At 56.6% G+C, this 18,465-nt stretch carries 17 protein-coding genes; 11 read left to right on the forward strand and 6 right to left on the reverse strand.

The features are described 5' to 3' along the window. Window positions 1–89: 89 nt before the first annotated feature. The 3 genes from ACWPW2_RS20025 to trxC all read right to left on the reverse strand — a co-directional run bounded on the left by ACWPW2_RS20025 (window position 90) and on the right by trxC (window position 3,970). Complete coding sequence (locus ACWPW2_RS20025) at window positions 90–2,750, reverse strand: bifunctional acetate--CoA ligase family protein/GNAT family N-acetyltransferase (RefSeq protein ID WP_454124945.1); 2,661 nt, start codon at window positions 2,748–2,750, stop codon at window positions 90–92. A gap of 32 nt (window positions 2,751–2,782) precedes the next feature. Beyond that, window positions 2,783–3,481, reverse strand: coding sequence for a tRNA-uridine aminocarboxypropyltransferase (locus ACWPW2_RS20030; protein WP_454124947.1), 699 nt, complete (start codon window positions 3,479–3,481; stop codon window positions 2,783–2,785). Between the two features lie 69 nt (window positions 3,482–3,550). Beyond that, window positions 3,551–3,970 carry a thioredoxin TrxC gene (gene trxC / locus ACWPW2_RS20035; RefSeq protein WP_023481256.1) on the reverse strand — a complete coding sequence of 140 codons (420 nt, stop codon included), beginning with the start codon at window positions 3,968–3,970 and terminating at the stop codon, window positions 3,551–3,553. Between the two features lie 204 nt (window positions 3,971–4,174). Between trxC and ACWPW2_RS20040 the strand changes: the two genes are divergently transcribed. Continuing rightward, complete coding sequence (locus tag ACWPW2_RS20040) at window positions 4,175–5,269, forward strand: tRNA/rRNA methyltransferase (RefSeq protein WP_023481180.1); 1,095 nt, start codon at window positions 4,175–4,177, stop codon at window positions 5,267–5,269. 122 nt (window positions 5,270–5,391) lie between these two features. Here ACWPW2_RS20040 and ung read toward each other — a convergent pair whose 3' ends face one another. After that, entirely contained in the window at window positions 5,392–6,081 is a 690-nt protein-coding gene (ung, locus tag ACWPW2_RS20045) for a uracil-DNA glycosylase (RefSeq protein WP_124967564.1), read from the reverse strand. 314 nt (window positions 6,082–6,395) lie between these two features. On the opposite strand from ung, the gene grcA reads away from it, so the two are divergent. Then, complete coding sequence (gene grcA / locus ACWPW2_RS20050) at window positions 6,396–6,779, forward strand: autonomous glycyl radical cofactor GrcA (RefSeq protein ID WP_023481164.1); 384 nt, start codon at window positions 6,396–6,398, stop codon at window positions 6,777–6,779. 43 nt (window positions 6,780–6,822) lie between these two features. Here the strand turns inward: grcA and srmB are convergent, their stop codons facing one another. Continuing rightward, complete coding sequence (srmB, locus tag ACWPW2_RS20055) at window positions 6,823–8,157, reverse strand: ATP-dependent RNA helicase SrmB (protein WP_023481243.1); 1,335 nt, start codon at window positions 8,155–8,157, stop codon at window positions 6,823–6,825. A gap of 130 nt (window positions 8,158–8,287) precedes the next feature. On the opposite strand from srmB, the gene trmN reads away from it, so the two are divergent. Beyond that, window positions 8,288–9,025 carry a tRNA(1)(Val) (adenine(37)-N(6))-methyltransferase TrmN gene (gene trmN / locus ACWPW2_RS20060; protein ID WP_454124950.1) on the forward strand — a complete coding sequence of 246 codons (738 nt, stop codon included), beginning with the start codon at window positions 8,288–8,290 and terminating at the stop codon, window positions 9,023–9,025. Here the strand turns inward: trmN and nadB are convergent. Then, the gene (gene nadB, locus ACWPW2_RS20065; RefSeq protein ID WP_454124952.1) at window positions 9,010–10,629 is read right to left on the reverse strand and encodes an L-aspartate oxidase; all 1,620 of its coding nucleotides are present in this window, start codon (window positions 10,627–10,629) and stop codon (window positions 9,010–9,012) included. The two genes, trmN and nadB, sit on opposite strands and share 16 nt — an antisense overlap. 417 nt (window positions 10,630–11,046) lie before the next feature. Here nadB and rpoE point away from each other — a divergent pair, with 417 nt between their 5' ends. The 8 genes from rpoE (at window position 11,047) to era (ending at window position 18,464) form a co-directional block, all read left to right on the forward strand. Continuing rightward, a complete protein-coding gene (gene rpoE, locus ACWPW2_RS20070; RefSeq protein WP_023481263.1) occupies window positions 11,047–11,622 on the forward strand; it encodes an RNA polymerase sigma factor RpoE in 576 nt (191 codons plus the stop codon). A gap of 31 nt (window positions 11,623–11,653) precedes the next feature. Then, window positions 11,654–12,304 carry an anti-sigma-E factor RseA gene (rseA, locus tag ACWPW2_RS20075; protein ID WP_023481278.1) on the forward strand — a complete coding sequence of 217 codons (651 nt, stop codon included), beginning with the start codon at window positions 11,654–11,656 and terminating at the stop codon, window positions 12,302–12,304. Continuing rightward, complete coding sequence (gene rseB / locus ACWPW2_RS20080) at window positions 12,304–13,257, forward strand: sigma-E factor regulatory protein RseB (protein ID WP_023481233.1); 954 nt, start codon at window positions 12,304–12,306, stop codon at window positions 13,255–13,257. Before rseA ends, rseB begins: the two co-directional genes overlap by 1 nt. Continuing rightward, window positions 13,254–13,733, forward strand: a complete 480-nt coding sequence (rseC, locus tag ACWPW2_RS20085) for a SoxR-reducing system protein RseC (protein ID WP_023481219.1) — start codon at window positions 13,254–13,256, stop codon at window positions 13,731–13,733. Before rseB ends, rseC begins: the two co-directional genes overlap by 4 nt. A gap of 144 nt (window positions 13,734–13,877) precedes the next feature. Then, entirely contained in the window at window positions 13,878–15,677 is a 1,800-nt protein-coding gene (gene lepA / locus ACWPW2_RS20090) for a translation elongation factor 4 (RefSeq protein WP_023481268.1), read from the forward strand. A gap of 15 nt (window positions 15,678–15,692) precedes the next feature. Then, window positions 15,693–16,667 (forward strand): signal peptidase I, encoded by a 975-nt coding sequence (gene lepB, locus ACWPW2_RS20095; RefSeq protein WP_023481224.1) that lies wholly within the window; start codon window positions 15,693–15,695, stop codon window positions 16,665–16,667. A 208-nt stretch (window positions 16,668–16,875) separates the two neighbouring features. After that, window positions 16,876–17,556 (forward strand): ribonuclease III, encoded by a 681-nt coding sequence (gene rnc / locus ACWPW2_RS20100; RefSeq protein WP_023481207.1) that lies wholly within the window; start codon window positions 16,876–16,878, stop codon window positions 17,554–17,556. Then, window positions 17,553–18,464: a GTPase Era gene (gene era, locus ACWPW2_RS20105; RefSeq protein WP_023481270.1), complete on the forward strand. Its 912-nt coding sequence runs from the start codon at window positions 17,553–17,555 to the stop codon at window positions 18,462–18,464. Before rnc ends, era begins: the two co-directional genes overlap by 4 nt. The last annotated feature ends 1 nt before the right edge of the window (window position 18,465 follow it).

The following is an 18,465-nucleotide window of genomic DNA, read 5'->3' on the forward strand; positions in this document are numbered from 1 at the left end:
TTGAAGGGTCTTCTGTACCATGCAGACGACATAAGCGGGCAATAATAACACCGTGTCCACTAAAGTGGTCAACATTTCCAGTACCTTACTCAGGATTGCGCCGTCTGTGCCAGAGGAAGTGAAAGCCCTACAATCCCGTCTTCCATCTGGATATCGACATCAAATCCCAGTTTACGCGCCAGCGTCACCATACCGCGATTGTTGGGCATAGTAATACCATTCAAACGCTTAAGTCCGTGATCCCGGGTATAGGCAATAAGTTTTTCCAGCAGACGCCGCCCAAGCCCGAGACCTTTTAAATCAGAACGCACCAACACGGAAAATTCGGCATCAACGTTATCCGGATCGGATATCGCTCGGGTTACGCCGAGGATCTCTTCACCCTGCTCCGTGCGGCGTACTGCGACAAATGCCATTTCCCGATCGTAGTCGATTTGCGTCATATTCGCTAAATCATCATGGGTAAATTCGTTGATCTCGCTAAAGTAGCGGTAATAGAGATCCTCTTTTGTTACCTGCGAGATAAATTGCTGCAACAGAGGCTCATCTTCCGGCAGGATCGGGCGGAACAGGCAGTGCTCGCCGTTTTTCATTGTCACCTGCTCTTCGAGATATTGCGGATAGGGGCGGATTGCCAGCCGCGCTTCGCCATTTTCACTGGCCGCCGCTAACGTCATCGAGACATCCAGCGCCGTGAATTCGCTGCCGGACGCCAGCAGAGGGTGAATATCGAGCCGTGCGATCTCCGGGCAATCAATAATCAGGTTGGAGACCTGCACCAGAAACTGGCTCAGCCCGGCAATATCGAGCGAGCGTAAAGCGCTGCGCCCACGGATCTTTTTACGCTTAATTGCCTGAATCACCAGATAGCGGGCGAGGTTCATATTGAGCGGCGGTAACGCCACCGCGGCCTGATCCTCCGCGCGCCACTCGACCCCGCCTTCGCCAAGCATAATCAGCGGGCCGAACACCGGATCGTGCTCCACTACCACCCGCAACTCCTGCGCGCCTGCGCGGTTCGCCATGCTCTGCACCTGCAAACCCTGGATGCGCGCCTGCGGCCAGTTGAGCTTAACGCGCTCAATAATGGCATCCGCCGCCTGCTGCACCTCTTTGGCGGTACGCAGATAGAGCATCACCCCCTGTACCTCGGATTTATGCGGAATATCGGGCGAGCGCAGCTTCAGCGCGACGGGGTAGCCAATCTGCTCGGCAATATGTACCGCTTCGGCGCTGTCGCCCGCAATCCAGGTGGGCAGCGTTTGCAGCCCCCAGGCACGCAAAATCGGCTGAACTTCATGGGTGTCGAGCGTCGTTGCGCCCTCGGCCAGCGCCTGTTGCAGTAGTTTCCGCGCATCGGCGGTATCTGCCGTCAGGCGCAGGGAGAGCGCCGGGGTTTCACGCAGCTGTTTCTGGTTACGGCGATACTCAACCATATGCATAAAGGCGGTAATGGTTCCTTCCGGCGTCCGGTAAGTCGGCAGACCCGCTTCGCTAAAGAGCCGACGCGCCTCCTGCGACGAGAACTCGCCGCACCAGTTAGTCAGCACGGTGACATATTTGCCGCGCGGGTGTTTTTTCAATACGTCGATCAACGCCAGTGCGCTTTCGCTGCCCGGTGCCGCGGCGCTCGGCGCGTGGATCACCATCAACGCATCGTAATCGTGGCTGTCGAGCAGGATGTTGAGCGCTGCGGCGTAGCGTTCGCTACTGGCATCATCGCGCAGATCGAGCGGGTTTCTGGCGGCGACAGACTCCGGCAGCGCAGTGGAGAGTTGCGCCAGTGTCTCTTCGCTCAGCGTCGCCAGCTTGCCATTGCGTGACCAGAGCTGATCCAGCGCCAGCGCTGCGGGTGCCGCACCGTTGCTGATAATCATTAGCCGCTCGCCGCGCAGTGGGCGCATATGGCTCAGCGTCTCAACAGCGGAGAAGAGCTCGTGGGTATCCTGTACGCGCAGCAGACCGGCGCGCTGGATTGCCGCGTCCCAGGCGGGATCGAGCCCGGCGTGGGCATGCAGCAAGCGCTGCGCTTCGGGGCTGCGGCCACTCTTGATCACCAGGATCGGTTTATTACGCGACGCGCTGCGGGCGGCGGAGACAAAACGGCGCGCATCGCTGAGGTGCTCGAGATAGAGCAGGATAGCGCTGGTCTTGCTGTCGCGGGCCAGGAAATCAAGCAGCTCATCAACATCAATATCCAGGCTATCGCCGAGCGCAATAAAGTAGGAGAACCCCATCTCGCGCTGCTGCGCCCAGTCAAGAATGGTATTGGAGACGGCGGCGGACTGGGAAATAAACGCCAGCTTGCCGCGCGTGATCGGCACCGGCGAGAAACTGGCGTTCAGACCCTGCCACGGCGCGAGCAGTCCTAAGCTATTTGGCCCGAGCAGGCGCATCTGATAGCGGCCCGCGCAGGCAAGGAGATCGGCGTGCTGTTCCGGCGGGGCCGAGAGAATAATGCAGGTTTTACACCCCTTTTCGCCAAGCGCCTCCAGCAGCGCCAGATTGCGTTTCGCATGGGTGCAGAGCACCGCGAGATCGGGGGTAAAGGGGAGGCTGGCGACATCCGGCCAGGCAAGCACGCCCTGCACGGCTTTGTAGGCGGGCGTGACCGGCAGCACCGGCCCGGCAAAGCCGCCGGCGAGAAGATTGCGCATCATCAGAAAACCGGCGCGATCCGGTTTCATGGATGCGCCAATAACCGCAATCGAACGGGGACGTAATAACGCTTCCAACCCTCGCTGGCTCATACCGGTCTCCACAAATAAGTGACCCGATGATTTTAAACGCTTTCTTCCGCTTTTGCTGTGACGGTGGACGAATGATGCGGTTTCCCGGCCAGATAGCGCTCACGAAACAGCGTGAAATGATCGCCCAACGCTTGCGCTGCGGCGTTATCAGCGGCCAGATCGAGCAGGGCGATGGCTACTTCTGCCGTGCAGTATTGATCCTCGGCGTGCGCTTCCCGCAGGCGATAAGCCGAAACCCGCGACAGATCGACGGAGATAATCGGCAGGGCATCAAGATAGGGGCTTTTGCGGAACATCTTGCGCGCTTCGGTCCAGGTACCGTCGAGCATAATAAACAGCGGCGGTTTTCCTGCGGGCGGCGCGCTCAGCACTTGTCGCTCACTGCCAGCATAAGAAGCGGGAAACACCACCATCGGTTGATACGCGTCGCTGCTACATAAATCAATGAGCTCCTGCGGCGGTTCGGTGCGCGACCACTGAAACGCCAGCGTATCTGGCAGCACATCGGCAATTAAACGCCCGGTATTGCTCGGCTTCATCGGCTCGGTATCGAACATCACCAGGCAGAAGCGGCTGGCGGCAGCGGTTGGCTTTAAGGTATCGCACAGGCAGTTACGCAGCGGCAGCAGACAGCGCTGACAGCGACGGATGCGATTACCGCGCGCAAGAAAAGGGCGGGTCGAGCGGGCAAGGCGCTCAGCGCGGAGTTTGAGAACGGCGTTATCAGTCATGGCGGTCGCACAGGAAAAACGCCATTGTCGCAGAGGTAAAAACGGGGCACAAGATGCGCCCCGACAGGATCAAAGAGATTCGTTCAGCCAGCTGTCGAACGGGGCTTTCGGTACCGCGCCGCTCAGCATGTCCACCACTTCGCCATTTTTGAACAGCATGATGGTCGGAATGCTGCGAATGCGAAAACGCGCGCTCAGTTCGCGTTCTGCTTCGGTGTTCACTTTTACAAAGCGTACCTGGCCACTGCGCTCTTCCGCGACATCTTCAAAGATCGGCGCAAAGTTACGGCACGGGCCGCACCACGGCGCCCAGAAATCGACGACCACCGGCAGATCGTCTTTCAGGAGTTTATCGAGCGTTTCGCCGGTGGCGTTGATCACGTCGCCGTCGAACAGCTCATGCCCGCAACGCCCACATTTCGCTGCATCTTGCATGCGTTCTTGTGGGATACGGTTCAACGCCTGGCAGCTTGCACATACGGTATTCATAACTAACCTCAGGGAAGCGGTGGTACACAGCGGCATGATGCCGTTATGTTTCTACAATGTTACGTATTATTGATGTACAGGTTTTAAACAACAACGTGGTTTATTCAATGAGTACAATAGTCGCTGGCTTTTGAATGAATTAATGGCGAAGCGTCGGCACATCAGGTAATCTGCGCGCTTCGCGCAGCGCTGGTGGAGAAAAGCATGAACGATGAGTTAAAGAACAAGAGCGGCAAGGTCAAAGTGATGTATGTCCGCAGTGATGATGATTCCGATAAACGAGGTCACAACCCGCGTACCGGGAAAGGGCCTGCTCGTACCGGAAACGCTTCCCGCAATGACAGAAGTCGCCCGGGCCGTGACGACAAAGGTCGTTCTGCACGTGATGACAGAGGTGGTCGTCCGCAACGCGATGAGAGAAGTCGCGCACCGCGTGATGATTACAGCGCACGGGGTGATTCACCGTGGCGCACCGTGTCACGCGCACCTGGCGATGAAACGCCGGAGAAGCCGGACCACGGCGGTATTAGCGGTAAAAGCTATATCGATCCTGAAGTATTGCGCCGTCAGCGTGCAGAAGAGACGCGCGTGTATGGCGAAAACGCCTGCCAGGCGCTGTTCAGCAGCCGCCCGGATTGTATCGTGCGCGCCTGGTTTGTGCAGAGCGTCACGCCGCGCTTTAAAGAAGCGCTGCGCTGGATGGCGGCTAACCGCAAAGCGTACCACGTGGTCGATGAGCAGGAGCTGGCAAAAGCGTCCGGCACCGAGCACCACGGCGGCGTCTGCTTCCTGATCAAAAAACGCAACGGTTTGAGCGTTGAGAAGTGGGTGGCGAGCGCAGGTGAAGAAGATTGCGTACTGGCGCTGGAAGATGTGGGTAACCCGCACAACCTCGGCGCGATTATGCGTAGCTGTGCGCACTTTGGCGTAAAAGGCGTGGTGTTGCAGGACGCGGGCGTGATCGAATCCGGTGCTGCGGTACGTACGGCAGAGGGCGGGGCGGAACACGTTCAGGCGATCACCGGCGAAAGCTTTGTCGGCGCGCTGGAAGCATTCCGTCAGGCAGGTTACGCGCTGGTGACAACATCCAGCCATAACGGCACGCCGCTGTTCAAAGCCGAGCTGCCGAAGAAGATGGTGCTGGTGTTAGGCCAGGAGCGTGATGGTATTTCTGATGAAACTCTGTCGCGCGCCGATCTGAGCGTCTCTATCGAAGGCACCGGCAACGTTGAAAGCCTCAACGTTTCGGTCGCAACCGGTGTGTTGCTCGCCGAGTGGTGGCGTCAGAACAAGGCGTAAAGTATCAAGGTCGGGCGGCGCGAGCGTCTACCCGACCTTATCTGCTCCTCGATCTAAAATACCCGCACTATTTCGTAGGCCGGATAAGGCAACGCCGCCATCCGGCACATCATCCGCATACCCTATTCGCTTTCCGCCGGCAGTTCCGGCATCCAGTTAATCGGCTTTTCGCCATGCTGCTCCAGCCACTCATTCGCCAGCACAAAATGGTTACAGCCAAAAAAGCCGCGATGTGCCGAAAGCGGCGACGGATGCGGCGCGGTCAGCACATGATGGCGTTTCCTGTCGATAATCGCCCCCTTCTTCTGCGCATGCGACCCCCACAGCAAAAAGACCACGCCTTCACGGTGCTCATTAATCAGGCTGATAACTTTATCGGTAAAGGTTTCCCAACCAAGGCTGGCGTGCGAGTGCGCCTGCCCGGCGCGTACGGTAAGCACCGTATTAAGCAGCAGCACGCCCTGGCGCGCCCAGCTCTCCAGATAACCGTGATCAGGGCGGGTAAAGCCCGGCACGGTTTTCTCTAACTCTTTGTACATATTCAATAAAGAAGGGGGAACGGCGACGCCGGGCCGCACGGAAAAGGCCAGCCCGTGCGCCTGACCGGGGCCATGATAGGGATCCTGGCCGAGGATCACGACTTTCACATCGCCAAGCTCGGTAAAACGAAAGGCGTTAAAGACATCTTTCTGCGGCGGATAGATCGTCGCGCCGGACTGGCGTTCAGCGGCCACGGTATTAAGGGTGTTCACAAAGTAGGGCTGCTGTTTCTCTTCTGCCAGTACGTCATGCCATGTCAATGAAGTCGTCATCCCGATCTCCTGCAAAGTTGGTTTGCCGTAGCTTAACTGCTTCTTTCTCCATAACAAAATTAGCCGCGCCCGGGAGCGCATACACACTAAAAAATAGTTGAAAATTTACGTAAATTTTTAGTGCGTCCGCGCGGCATAAATTGATATAAAACAAGAACAAACCCTAATAGCCATTTTTGCTGCATGGTTTTTATTGACTAAAATCAAAGAATGGCCCGGTGCGGGCTGGTATATAAACAGCCAGACAACAATGGTTTTACCAATTGGCCGGCCTGCGTTCGGTCAATCACCTAATCTGCCTAGGGAGGCTATACATGATTACAGGTATCCAGATTACAAAAGCGGCTAATGACGATCTGTTGAACTCATTTTGGCTGCTTGATAGCGAAAAGGGCGAAGCACGCTGCGTCTGCGCTAAAGCGGGTTTTGCTGAAGATGATGTTGTTGCGGTAAGTAAACTCGGCGATATCGAATACCGCGAAATTCCGATGGAAGTGCAGCCGGAAGTCCGCGTTGAAGGGGGCCAGCATCTGAACGTGAACGTGCTGCGTCGTGAAACGCTGATGGACGCCGTTGAGCATCCGGAAAAATACCCGCAGCTGACGATTCGTGTTTCCGGTTACGCTGTGCGTTTCAACTCGCTGACACCGGAACAGCAGCGCGACGTTATCGCTCGTACCTTCACTGAAAGCCTGTAATCGCAGGCAGCAATAAAAAACGCCGGGTCTCCCCGGCGTTTTTTTACTCTTCGCTCTTCTGCTGTTCGCTGCCCGCCGTACTTGGCTTGCGGCGCTTACCAATATTCTTGGTATCGCGATGGCGCTGCTTAACGCGCGGCTTATCTTTATCTTTCTCTTTTTTCTTCTCTTCGCGCTTCGCTAAGGCTTTTTTCGACGGCTTACCGTTCAGCTTTTCACTTGGCGGACGGCTTGTCGGGCGCAGCTCATCAATGACGCGCGCTTTCAGCGGCTCTTCAACGTAACGGCCCACTTTGCCCAGCAGCAGGTGGTCGTGCGCTTCAACCAGTGAAATGGCGATGCCTTTGCGCCCGGCGCGGCCGGTACGGCCGATACGGTGCAGGTAAGTATCACCGCTGCGCGGCATATCGAAGTTAATCACGTGGCTGACATCGGGAATATCAATCCCGCGCGCGGCAACGTCGGTTGCGACCAGAACATTGACACGGCCTTCGGTCAGGCGCTTGATCGCTTCGTTACGCTTGATCTGTACCATCTCGCCTTCGAGATAGCAGTTGTTAATGCCCGCTTCGCGCAGCCAGGTTGCCAGCTCATGCACACGCTCACGCTTGCGTACAAAGACGATGGTACGGGTGGCATCCGGCTGTTTCAGCAGGTGCACCAGCAGCGCGGTTTTGTGCTGCACATCATCGGCACGGTAGTACCACTGATGAATTTTTTTACGCTCGCGGGTCGATGGTGTGGCTGAGACCTCAACCGGCTCTTCCAGCAGGCGCTCGGCAAAATCTTTGATCGCGTCGCCTTCCAGCGTGGCGGAGAAGAGCATCGTCTGCTTGCGCCAGCGCGTTTCAGCCGCAATGGTCTCGATATCCTGCGCGAAGCCCATATCCAGCATGCGGTCCGCTTCGTCAAGGATCAGCGTCTCGACCGCGCGGCAGTCGAAGTTCTCTTCTTTTATATACTGCAACAGGCGGCCGGTTGTCGCGACCACGATATCCTGGTTTTCGCTGAACACTTCGGCGTGGTTCATATACGCCACACCGCCGGTAATGGTGGCGATATCAAGATGAGTGTTAGCCGCCAGTTCACGCGCGTGGTCGGCAACCTGCATCGCCAGCTCACGGGTTGGCGTCAGGATCAGGATACGCGGCGGGCCGGATTTCTTACGCGGAAAGTCCAGAAGGTGTTGCAACGCCGGCAGCAAAAAGGCTGCGGTTTTACCTGTCCCGGTGGGCGCAGAACCGAGGACATCACGCCCTTCAAGCGCAGGCGGAATAACAGCGGCCTGGATAGCGGTTGGGCGTGTAAAGCCTTTATTCTGGAGCGCGTCCAGAAGGCTGTCGTCAAGTTCGAGTTCGGAAAAAGTCGTTACAGTCATGTTCTACCTCTGTGTGGGGCGCTGATTATAGACGTTACGGCTGCAATCTTCATCTGTTGTCTGCTTATCGCTTTTCTGACGCTACGCTTTCCCCTATGCTACAGCGGTTTTCCGTTTTGAGGTTGTAAAGATGTCCCAGCCAAAGGCTCAGCTTCGCCGCGATGGCTTCACGTTTAAATCTTTTTTCGTCGCGCATGACCGCTGTGCCATGAAAGTCGGTACCGATGGTGTGATGTTAGGCGCCTGGGCACCGGTCTCCCGCGCCCGTCATATTCTTGATATTGGTAGTGGCAGCGGTTTACTGGCGCTGATGCTGGCGCAGCGTACCGCAGCCGATGTCACCGTCGATGCGGTTGAGCTTGATGAGCAGGCGGCAGGGCAGGCGCAGGAGAACGTGCAGGCTTCTATGTGGGCCGATCGCATTCGCGTCCATTGCGCCGATATTCTCGCCTGGAGCCAGCAGAACACCGCGCGTTTTGATCTTATCGTCAGCAATCCGCCCTATTTTGAAGAGGGTGTTAAGTGCGCCACGCCTGAGCGCGACCGCGCGCGTTACACCACCACCCTCGATCACCAGACGCTGCTGGAGATCGCCGCGACGCTTATCACCGAAGAGGGTTTTTTCTGCGTGGTGCTGCCGGTGGAGACCTGTGAAGGCTTTAGCGAGAAAGCGCGACAGCTCGGCTGGCATTTGCGTCTGCGTACCGATGTTGCGGAAACGGAAGGGCGCTTACCGCACCGCGTGCTGCTGGCCTTCTCGCCGCGACAGGGCGAACTCTTTGCCGACAGGCTGGTGATCCGCGGCGCGGATCAGCGCTATTCAGAAAGCTATAGTGCACTGACCCAGGCCTTCTATCTTTTTATGTAACTTTGCGGTGAGAGCACCGTCGGCCCCGATTCCGGCAACTGATGCGGGTAATCGAGCGTGTAGTGCAGGCCGCGGCTCTCTTTGCGCATCATTGCGCAGCGCACAATCAGCTCCGCCACCTGTACCAGGTTGCGCACTTCAAGCAGGTTATTCGACACGCGGAAGTGCGCGTAATACTCGTCGATCTCCTGCTGTAGCAAATTAATGCGTCGCAACGCCCGCTCAAGGCGTTTAGTGGTCCGCACAATCCCGACGTAATCCCACATAAATAGCCGCAGCTCATGCCAGTTATGTTGCAGGATCACCCGCTCATCGGCATCGTCGACGCGGCTCTCATCCCACGCCGGTAACGCAGGCACGCTTTCGACGTCCGGCATACGGTGCGCAATATCTTCAGCGGCCGACCAGCCATAGACCAGACACTCCAGCAATGAATTCGAGGCCATGCGATTAGCGCCATGCAGCCCGCTGTAGCTCACTTCGCCGACCGCATAGAGACCATCAACATCGGTACGGCCGCAATCGTCAATCATCACCCCGCCACAGGTGTAGTGTGCCGCTGGCACAATCGGCACCGGCTCTTTGGTCAGATCGATGCCGAGGCCAAGCAGTTTCTCGTAAATCATCGGAAAGTGATGGCGCACAAACTCAGGCGGTTTGTGGCTGATATCCAGGTACATGCATTCTACGCCGAGACGTTTCATTTCATGGTCGATGGCGCGCGCCACCACATCGCGCGGAGCAAGCTCGCCGCGCGGGTCGAAGTCGGGCATAAAGCGCGTGCCGTCCGGGCGTTTCAGGTGTGCGCCTTCGCCGCGAAGCGCTTCCGTCAGCAGGAAATTGCGCGCCTGCGGGTGAAACAGCGCGGTGGGGTGAAACTGATTAAACTCCAGATTCGCTACCCGGCAACCCGCCCGCCAGGCCATGGCAATACCGTCGCCGGAAGCGATATCAGGATTGGTGGTGTACTGATAAACCTTCGATGCGCCGCCGGTGGCCAGCACCACCGCTTTTGCGCGACAGGTCTCAACCTGCTCTTTATTGCGATTCCACAACCATGCACCCACCACCCGGCGTGTACCGGGCAGGCCAATTTTGTCAGAGATAATCAGGTCAACCGCATTGGTGCGCTCGAGCAGGCGAATATTCGGATGACTCATCGCCTGGCTCACCAGCGTGTTCTCCACCGCTTTGCCGGTGGCATCAGCAGCATGAAGAATCCGGCGATGGCTGTGTCCGCCTTCGCGGGTGAGGTGATAGCTGGCATCGCCGCTTTCACTCAGCTCCGTATCAAACATCACGCCCTGGTCGATAAGCCACTGTACGCAGTGACGCGCATGGCTGGCGACAAACTCCGCCGCGTGGCGATCGACAATACCGGCACCGGCAATCAGGGTATCTTCGACATGGGAGGCGATGCTGTCAGTTTTATCAAACACCGCCGCAATACCGCCTTGCGCGTAGAGTGTTGACCCTTCGCTGACCGGCCCTTTGCTTAAAACGATAACGGAGTGCTGAGCCGCCAGACGTAACGCAACGGAAAGGCCCGCCGCACCGCTACCAATAACCAGCACATCACAGGATAGTTCAGGAGTTGTTTGCATAGTGTGTTTAATTTACTAAACAAGTGTTGCCCGAGAATAGCACCACCCGCGCAGCAAATGCACATTTTTTTGTTTTGTGTATTAAGCACTAAACATGAAGGGTGCTGGTGGCTGAAGAGAGAGGATAAAAACTAAGGAAAGGCTGTTTGTTTACTAAGGCGTATTAAGGATGAAAAAAAAGCATTAGTGCGGTAATCTCTGGCGATCTTAAGGTCTTTTCTTTGAGAACAGGGTGCATGTGGTCGGCAGACTTATAATGAGTGATAACGAAAGTTCTGCGTAACCCTGCACAAAAACAAAGGCGTGACGGAACTTTCTTACTGGTCTGCTCTCTAATTGGCTGCTTGCTCATAATGCAGTTTTGGAGTGGCGTTCTGGCTACGCGTGGAAATGGGTTTTGGGGAGACTTTACCTCGGATGAGCGAGCAGTTAACGGATCAGATTCTTGTTGAAAGGGTCCAGAAGGGAGATCAGAAAGCCTTTAACTTACTGGTGGTGCGCTACCAGCATAAAGTGGCTAGCCTGGTCTCTCGTTATGTCCCTTCAGGCGATGTGCCTGACGTAACACAAGAGTCCTTTATTAAAGCCTATCGCGCGCTTGATTCTTTCAGGGGTGATAGCGCTTTTTATACCTGGCTCTACCGTATTGCTGTGAATACAGCGAAAAATTACCTGGTTGCTCAGGGGCGCAGGCCGCCATCCAGCGATGTGGATGCGAATGAAGCGGAAAACTTCGAAAGCGGCGGTGCGCTGAAAGAAATTTCGAACCCTGAGAACTTAATGTTGTCAGAAGAACTGCGACAAATCGTTTTCCGCACTATTGAGTCTCTCCCGGAAGATTTACGTATGGCAATTACGTTACGGGAGCTGGATGGCCTAAGCTATGAAGAGATAGCGGTCATCATGGATTGCCCGGTGGGTACAGTTCGTTCTCGTATCTTCCGTGCGCGGGAAGCCATTGATAATAAAGTTCAACCGCTTATCAGGCGTTGACGATAGCGGGATACTGGAAAAGGTATTAGGCATGCAGAAAGAAAAACTTTCCGCTTTAATGGATGGTGAGACCCTGGATAACGAACTGCTCAGTGAGCTGTCCCGTGATCCAGAAATGCAGCGAACCTGGGCGAGTTACCACCTCATCCGTGATTCAATGCGTGGTGATACTGCCGACCTGCTGCATTTCGATATCTCCGATCGGGTGATGGCAGCGATTGAGAGTGACGCCGTGCAGCCTGCGACGCCGCTTATCCCTGAAGCGCAGCCGGCACCGCAGCAATGGCAGAAGATGCCGTTCTGGCACAAAGTGCGTCCGTGGGCGAGCCAGCTCACCCAAATGGGCGTTGCGGCATGCGTATCGTTAGCTGTCATTGTTGGCGTTCAGCACTATAATGGCCAGGCTGAATCCACCCAGCAGCCCGAAGCGCCAGTGTTTAACACACTGCCGATGATGGGCAAAGCCAGCCCGGTAAGCCTGGGTGTTCCGGCTGATGCGACGGCAAGCGCCGGTCAGCAGCAGCAGGTTCAGGAACAGCGTCGCCGCATCAACGCGATGCTGCAGGATTACGAACTGCAACGCCGTCTGCACGCTGAGCAGCTTCAGTTTGAACAGGCGCAAACTCAGCAGGCCGCTGTCCAGGTGCCAGGAAATCAAACCTTAGGAACGCAATCGCAGTAATGAAGCAACTTTGGTGTGCCCTCTCTTTTGTGGCTGCTGGTCTACTTTGCTCAACTAACGCCTCGGCTGATGTTTCATCCGGGGCGTTGTTACAGCAGATGAATGTAGCGAGCCAGTCCCTCAATTACGAACTCTCCTTTATCAGCATCAACAAACAGGGTGTCGAATCGCTGCGCTATCGTCATGCGCGCCTCGACAACCAGGCGCTTGCGCAGCTGTTGCAGATGGATGGCCCGCGCCGTGAAGTGGTGCAGCGCGGCAATGAGATCAGCTACTTCGAACCGGGCCTTGAGCCCTTCACGCTCAACGGTAACTACATCGTCGATTCGCTGCCGTCGCTGGTCTATACCGATTTTAAACGTCTCTCGCCGTACTACGACTTTATCTCCGTCGGGCGCACGCGCATTGCCGACAGGCTGTGTGAAGTGATCCGCGTCGTGGCGCGCGACGGTACGCGCTACAGCTACATTGTGTGGATGGATGAAGAGAGCCGGCTGCCGATGCGCGTCGATCTGCTCGATCGCGATGGCGAAACCCTTGAACAGTTCCGCGTGATTGCGTTCAACGTCAATGGTCAGGTGAGCGACAGCATGCAAACGCTGGCGAAAGCGAGCCTGCCGCCGTTGCTCTCGGTGCCGACGGGCGACAAAGTGAACTTTAACTGGGTGCCGTCATGGCTGCCGCAGGGCTTCACCGAAGTGGCCAGCAGCCGCCGTCAGCTGCCGACCGTCGATGTACCCGTCGAATCACGCCTCTACTCCGATGGATTGTTCAGCTTCTCGGTTAACATCAACCGTGCGAACCAGAACAGCAGCGACCAGATGCTACGCACCGGTCGACGCACCGTCAGCACTACCGTGCGCGACAACGCCGAAATTACCATCGTGGGCGAGCTGCCGCCGCAAACGGCAAAACGCATTGCGGATAACGTCAAATTCAGGGCTGCACAATGATTAAAGAGTGGGCAACCGTCGTCTCCTGGCAGCATGGCCAGGCGCTGGTCGAATGTGACGTGAAAGCCTCCTGCAGCAGTTGCGCCTCGCGCGCAGGCTGCGGCAGCCGCGTACTCAACAAGCTTGGCCCGCAAACTACGCACACCATCGCTGTACCCTGCGCTGAGCCGCTGGAGCCGGGGCAGAAAGTGGAACTGGGCATTGCGGAGAGCAGCCTGCTTGGCTCCGCGGTGCTGGTCTATATGACGCCGCTGCTTGGCCTGTTTGTAATGGGCGCGCTGTTCCAGACGCTGTTCGGTAACGATATGGCGGCGTTTAGCGGCGCAGTGCTGGGCGGAATCGGCGGTTTTCTGCTGGCGCGCGGTCTCTCGCCGAAGCTTGCCACCCGTAGCGAATGGCAGCCAATAATCCTTAGCGTCGGCCTGCCGCCGAACCTTATTCGCGTCGATGACGCATCCGCCGAAAGCCGTCCCTGATCCTGCCTGTTACCGCTTACAAAGTGTGGGCGGTTTGAGCATTTCCCCGCGTTGTGGTTGTAGTGTAGAATGCGGCGTTTCAGTACATTGACGTCAGGCGCGAACAGGCCTCTTAGTTACTCGTAAGGCATAAAATCTCACTCTATGAAGAATATTCGTAACTTTTCGATCATCGCTCACATCGACCACGGTAAATCGACGCTGTCTGACCGTATTATTCAGATTTGCGGTGGTCTCTCCGATCGCGAAATGGCAGCCCAGGTGCTGGACTCCATGGATCTCGAGCGCGAACGCGGCATTACTATCAAAGCCCAGAGCGTGACGCTGGATTACAAAGCCACCGATGGCGAAACCTATCAGCTGAACTTTATCGACACCCCGGGCCACGTTGACTTCTCCTACGAAGTTTCCCGCTCGCTGGCCGCCTGTGAAGGTGCGCTGCTGGTGGTTGATGCAGGCCAGGGCGTGGAAGCACAGACGCTGGCGAACTGCTACACCGCGATGGAGATGGATCTGGAAGTGGTGCCGGTCTTGAACAAAATCGACCTGCCGGCGGCCGATCCTGAGCGCGTAGCGGAAGAGATTGAAGATATCGTCGGCATCGACGCTACCGATGCGGTGCGCTGCTCGGCGAAAACCGGCGTTGGCGTACCGGATGTTCTTGAGCGCCTGGTGCGCGACATTCCGCCGCCGGAAGGCGATCCTGATGCCCCGCTGCAGGCGCTGATCATCGACTCCTGGTTCGATAACTACCTCGGCGTTGTCTCGCTGGTGCGTATCAAAAACGGCACCATGCGCAAAGGCGACAAAATCAAAGTGATGAGCACTGGCCAGGTTTATAACGCTGACCGTCTCGGGATCTTCACGCCGAAGCAGATCGACCGCACCGAACTGAAGTGCGGCGAAGTGGGCTGGTTAGTCTGCGCCATCAAAGACATTCTCGGCGCACCGGTAGGGGATACCCTGACCGCTGCCCGTAACCCGGCAGACAAAGCGCTGCCCGGCTTCAAAAAGGTGAAACCGCAGGTTTATGCCGGTCTCTTCCCGGTCAGCTCCGACGATTACGAGAACTTCCGTGACGCCCTCGGCAAGCTGAGCCTTAACGATGCCTCCCTGTTCTACGAACCGGAAAGCTCCACCGCGCTCGGCTTCGGTTTCCGCTGCGGCTTCCTCGGCCTGCTGCATATGGAGATCATCCAGGAGCGTCTGGAGCGTGAATACGATCTCGACCTCATCACCACGGCACCAACCGTAGTGTATGAAGTGCAGACCACCAACAAAGAGGTGATCTACGTCGACAGCCCTTCCAAGCTGCCGCCGCTGAATAACATCGAAGAGCTGCGCGAGCCGATCGCCGAGTGTCATATGCTGCTGCCGCAGGAGTTCCTCGGTAACGTCATCACCCTCTGCATCGAAAAACGTGGCGTGCAGACCAACATGGTTTACCACGGTAAACAGGTGGCGCTGACCTACGAAATCCCGATGGCAGAAGTGGTGCTCGACTTCTTCGACCGCCTGAAGTCCACCTCGCGCGGCTACGCCTCGCTGGATTACAACTTCAAACGCTTCCAGGCCTCCAACATGGTGCGCGTTGACGTGCTGATCAACGGCGATCGCGTCGATGCGCTGGCGCTGATCACCCACAACGATAACGCGCCGTATCGCGGTCGTGAGCTGGTTGAGAAGATGAAAGAGCTGATTCCGCGCCAGCAGTTTGATATCGCGATTCAGGCGGCGATTGGCAACCACATCATTGCCCGCTCAACCGTGAAACAGCTGCGTAAAAACGTTCTGGCGAAGTGCTACGGCGGTGACGTCAGCCGTAAGAAGAAGCTGTTGCAGAAACAGAAAGACGGTAAGAAACGCATGAAGCAGGTTGGTAACGTTGAGCTGCCGCAGGAAGCGTTCCTCGCCATTCTCCATGTTGGCAAAGAGAGCAAATAACCTAAAGGAGTTGGCATGGCGAATATGTTTGCCCTGATCCTCGTGATCGCGACGCTGGTGACGGGTTTTTTATGGTGCCTGGATAAATTTATTTTTGCACCGAAACGCCGGGAGCGTCAGGCCGCTGCGCAGGCAGCGACGGGCGATGCGCTTGATGCGAAGACGCTGAAAAAAGTTGGCCCGAAACCGGGCTGGCTGGAGACGGGCGCCTCGGTTTTCCCGGTGCTGGCGATCGTGCTGGTGGTGCGTTCATTTATCTATGAACCCTTCCAGATCCCGTCAGGCTCGATGATGCCAACGCTTCTGATCGGCGATTTTATTCTGGTGGAGAAGTTTGCCTACGGCATTAAAGATCCTATCTACCAGAAAACGCTGATCGAAACCGGTCATCCGAAACGTGGCGACATCGCGGTGTTTAAGTATCCGGACGATCCGCGCCTCGATTACATCAAGCGCGTAGTCGGCCTGCCGGGCGATAAAGTGAGCTACGATCCGGTGACGAAACAGGTTACCGTGCAGCCAAATTGCAGTTCCGGCCAGGCGTGCGGTAACGCGCTGCCTGTCACCTACAGCAATGTGGAAGAGAGCGATTTTGTGCAGACCTTTGGCCGTCGTAACGGCGGCGAAGCGAGCAGCGGCTTCTTCCAGATGGCGAAAGGGCAGAGCATGGCAGACGGCGTGCGTCTCACCGAGCGTAAAGAGACGCTGGGCGACGTCACGCACCGTATTCTCAACGTGCCTATCGCGCAGGATCAGCTCGGTATTTACTACCGTCAGCAGAACCAGCCGCTGGCCACCTGGATTGTGCCGCCGGGTCACTACTTCATGATGGGTGACAACCGCGATAACAGCGCAGACAGCCGCTACTGGGGCTTTGTGCCGGAAGCGAATCTGGTTGGACGTGCGACGGCAATCTGGATGAGTTTCGAAAAACAGGAAGGTGAATGGCCGACAGGCGTGCGCCTGAATCGTATCGGCGGAATTCATTGATTCAGCGGGGCGTAATTATTCTTGTTGCGCCCCGAATTATTTCCAGGATTATTCCCTTCTTACTAACGACATCCCTCCTCGTTGCGTATAGAATATTCCCCCGAAGTTTAAGGCTGGCCCTTCGGGTGCCACAGCACACGAAACCGCGTTGGTTCTTCAGGTCGGTTTCGTGTGCTGCATTGTTGACGCATTTATTTATTGGTAACGCATGAACCCCATCGTAATTAATCGGCTTCAGCGGAAGCTGGGCTACACTTTTCAACATCACGATCTGTTGCAGCAGGCTTTAACTCACCGCAGCGCCAGTAGCAAACATAACGAGCGTCTCGAATTTCTCGGCGACTCGATTTTAAGTTTTGTGATCGCCAATGCCCTCTATCACCGTTTTCCACGCGTGGATGAAGGGGATATGAGCCGCATGCGCGCCACGCTGGTACGCGGCAATACGCTGGCAGAAATCGCCCGCGAATTTGAGTTGGGCGAGTGCCTGCGCCTTGGGCCGGGTGAGTTGAAAAGCGGCGGCTTTCGCCGTGAATCGATTTTAGCGGATACCGTTGAGGCATTGATCGGCGGGGTATTCCTGGATAGCGACATCCAGACCGTTGAGCGATTGATCCTCAGCTGGTATCAGACGCGCCTCGACGAAATCAGTCCTGGCGATAAACAAAAAGATCCGAAAACGCGCCTGCAGGAGTTCTTGCAGGGTCGCCATCTGCCGCTGCCCTCCTATCTGGTGGTGCAGGTGCGGGGCGAAGCGCACGATCAGGAATTTACTATCCACTGCCAGGTCAGCGGCCTGAGCGAACCGGTGGTCGGCACGGGTTCCAGCCGTCGTAAGGCGGAGCAGGCTGCCGCCGAACAGGCGCTGAAAAAACTGGAGTTGGAATGAGCACTGAAACTGAAAACACCTATTGCGGATTTATCGCCATCGTTGGGCGTCCCAACGTCGGCAAATCCACACTGCTGAACAAGCTGCTCGGGCAGAAGATCTCGATCACCTCCCGTAAAGCGCAAACCACGCGCCACCGTATCGTCGGCATCCATACCGAAGGGGCTTATCAGGCGGTCTACGTCGATACCCCGGGTCTGCATATGGAAGAGAAGCGCGCGATCAACCGCCTGATGAACAAAGCGGCCAGTAGCTCTATCGGCGACGTTGAGCTGGTGATCTTCGTGGTTGAAGGCACTCGCTGGACGGCGGATGACGAAATGGTGCTGAACAAGCTGCGTGACGCCCGTGCACCGGTGATCCTTGCGGTGAACAAAGTGGACAACGTGCAGGAGAAAGCCGATCTGCTGCCGCACCTGCAATTCCTCGCAAGCCAGATGAACTTCCTCGACATCGTGCCGCTCTCTGCAGAAACCGGCATGAACGTTGATACCATCGCCAGCGTCGTGCGCAAACATCTGCCGGAAGCGATTCACCACTTCCCGGAAGATTACGTCACCGACCGCTCACAGCGTTTTATGGCTTCTGAAATCATCCGTGAAAAGCTGATGCGTTTCCTTGGCGCAGAGCTGCCGTACTCCGTCACCGTGGAAATCGAGCGCTTTGTTACCAACGAGCGCGGCGGGTATGACATCAACGGCCTGATCCTCGTTGAGCGCGAAGGGCAGAAGAAGATGGTGATTGGCAACAAAGGCGCCAAAATCAAAACCATCGGCATCGAAGCCCGTAAAGATATGGAAGAGATGTTCGAAGCCAAAGTTCACCTTGAACTGTGGGTCAAAGTGAAATCAGGCTGGGCCGATGACGAGCGCGCGCTGCGCAGTCTCGGTTATGTCGACGATCTCTGAG

This window comes from Kosakonia sp. Marseille-Q7440 (assembly GCF_965119485.1).